General features: G+C 48.6%; 4 protein-coding genes. All 4 read right to left on the reverse strand.

The window, feature by feature from the left end; translation table 11 throughout:
* Positions 1–133: 133 nt before the first annotated feature.
* A complete protein-coding gene (locus tag V3330_RS19560; protein WP_354697152.1) occupies positions 134–421 on the reverse strand; it encodes a HigA family addiction module antitoxin in 288 nt (95 codons plus the stop codon).
* A gap of 9 nt (positions 422–430) precedes the next feature.
* On the reverse strand, positions 431–709 hold the full coding sequence (locus V3330_RS19565) for a type II toxin-antitoxin system RelE/ParE family toxin (protein ID WP_354697153.1): 279 nt from the start codon (positions 707–709) through the stop codon (positions 431–433).
* Between the two features lie 104 nt (positions 710–813).
* Positions 814–1,137 (reverse strand): type II toxin-antitoxin system HicB family antitoxin, encoded by a 324-nt coding sequence (locus V3330_RS19570; RefSeq protein WP_354697155.1) that lies wholly within the window; start codon positions 1,135–1,137, stop codon positions 814–816.
* 5 nt (positions 1,138–1,142) lie between these two features.
* Complete coding sequence (locus tag V3330_RS19575; protein ID WP_354697154.1) at positions 1,143–1,397, reverse strand: type II toxin-antitoxin system HicA family toxin; 255 nt, start codon at positions 1,395–1,397, stop codon at positions 1,143–1,145.
* Positions 1,398–2,052 lie beyond the last annotated feature (655 nt).

A 2,052-nucleotide genomic window follows, 5' to 3' on the forward strand; every position in this document is an offset into this window, starting at 1 on the left:
AGTTCGATTTGGCAGTCGGCCACAGACAGCGCGGGCAAGAAGATGAGTATCAGTAGTGGGCGCACGTAAATATAACGTCTAGGTTAAGTGGCGTGCGCTTGCGCACGTCCACTTGAACCGCTAGTTAGGTGACTCATGCTGCGGCGAGACGCTTGACCTTTAATGTCCTGCGCGACTGCTCCGCGTGCCAAAGGTCGAACTGACTTTGCTGGTTTAACCAACTCTCGGCCGAGGTGCCAAATGCAATAGAAAGCCTCACCGCCATCTCTGGGCTTATTCCAGCGCGGCCATTCAAAATGCTAGATAGCGTTTTTCGACTGACACCCAACCCTTCGGCTGCCTCAGTTACAGTTATCCCCAAAGGCTCCAGACAAAGCTCTCGAAGAATTTCTCCGGGATGGGGTGGATTATGCATATGCATCTCAGTACCTCAATGATAGTCCTCGTAGTTCACAACCTCAGCGTCTTCCTTTTCAAAGCGAAACGTCACGCGCCAGTTGCCACTTACTTTCACCGACCAAATGCCCTGGCGATCGCCTGTCAGCTGATGCAGCCCTAATCCAGGAAGGTTCATATCTTGAACGGAATTCGCAGCGTTCAGTGTAGCTAGTATCAATCTGAGACGCGCTGCATGCTTCGACTGAATTCCGGCCTTGCTGCCCTTCACAAAGAACCGCTCAAGCCCTTTGTGGGCGAAGCTTTTGATCATTCCAGAATTGTAACCCGCCCCGTTACAGGTTACAAGTCACCTAACGTTGGAATTAAGCGGCGCCGTTTACGGCGTCCGCCTTGAATGATTTGTTATTTGCCAACCTACCCACTGACGGACTCCTCCAAGACTTCTGAGACCCACTGATTGATACTCTTGTCTTCAGCAGCGGCCCGACTGGCAATTTCGCCGTGGAGGTTCGGAGGAATTCTGAGGTTGAATTTGCCCGAGAATTGCTTTGTGGGTGGAATATTTTTTTCTTCGCAAACCTCCAGGTACACCTTCAGGGAGCGCTTGAACTCCTTGCGAAGGGAAGCGGGTGAATTGCCATAAAAATCTGCGCCACCGTTCAGCCCCAGGATCTCACCCCGAAACTGATCAAGCTCCGGATCGTACTGAATTTTGGCTTTGAAGCCGTCAATTTCCATGATGTTCACGGTTTCACCTCATAGAACTCTAGCCACCTGCGAATACTGGCAACGGCGCCCTTGTCTGTGCCCGGTGATGGGTGAGGCCTATGGAATACCCTGACTTCACCAAACAAGACAACTGCCACGCGAGAACCAGCCCTTTCGGAAACTTCGGCGCCTAGTGACTTAAATAAGGACTCGATGTCAGACCACGGAATAGTGCCACTGACTGGACGGCGATAAATCTGCTCCAGAGTTCGCCGATGCTTCCGTTTCATGATCGGATGGTACCATATTTCGGTACCACTGATCTAGATGTGCAGATAACGTTTTAGTTAAGCGGCATAAAACTGCGCAGCAGTTTTATGTCCGGTGAAGGGCCGCAGGCCCGCAACGTACTTGAACGATTTGTTATGTTTGTTCCGGTGGCCAACATTGGGATAACTGTTCATCACTTAAAACCAATATCCGTTCGAGATCTTCGATCCAATAAAACCCAATTTCATTTGTAGCCAAAAGGGGGGCATCTCTTCTTTTGTTGAAACGACCTTCGACAATTGCCCATTTATTGCCACAATACTCTGATATTGCAGTCTCTTTCATATTTAGATTAATAACTTGAACTGACGATGACGAATCCATAATTCGTTCGTGCTCTTTAGAGATATAAAGACTAAAAACCAAACCTCCCAAGTAACCGTGGACTTCAACTCGCTGTCCCTTATACGCTCCTGGGTCGGCGATTAAATTTACCAATGAAGGAACACGCACTGAATCATTTGAGCACGAATGGAGAATGGTTAAACACAGCAAGAGCAGTGTTCCCCTCAAAAAAACTGAATTTATTGATTTAAACATAACGTTGGAATTAAGCGGCGCCGTTTACGGCGTCCGTCTTTAATGACTTGTTAGGCATTTCTTGCCTCCCTGTAT

It is taken from the genome of Elongatibacter sediminis, assembly GCF_037892215.1.
In the GTDB taxonomy this organism is placed as follows: domain Bacteria; phylum Pseudomonadota; class Gammaproteobacteria; order Xanthomonadales; family SZUA-36; genus Elongatibacter; species Elongatibacter sediminis.

Excerpts from the sequence above, each read along its gene's own strand:
- V3330_RS19560 (WP_354697152.1), bottom strand. The coding sequence starts at position 421 with ATGCATATGCATAATCCACCCCATCCCGGAGAAATTCTTCGAGAGCTT.
- V3330_RS19565 (WP_354697153.1), bottom strand. The coding sequence starts at position 709 with ATGATCAAAAGCTTCGCCCACAAAGGGCTTGAGCGGTTCTTTGTGAAG.
- V3330_RS19570 (WP_354697155.1), bottom strand. The coding sequence starts at position 1,137 with ATGGAAATTGACGGCTTCAAAGCCAAAATTCAGTACGATCCGGAGCTT.
- V3330_RS19575 (WP_354697154.1), bottom strand. The coding sequence starts at position 1,397 with ATGAAACGGAAGCATCGGCGAACTCTGGAGCAGATTTATCGCCGTCCA.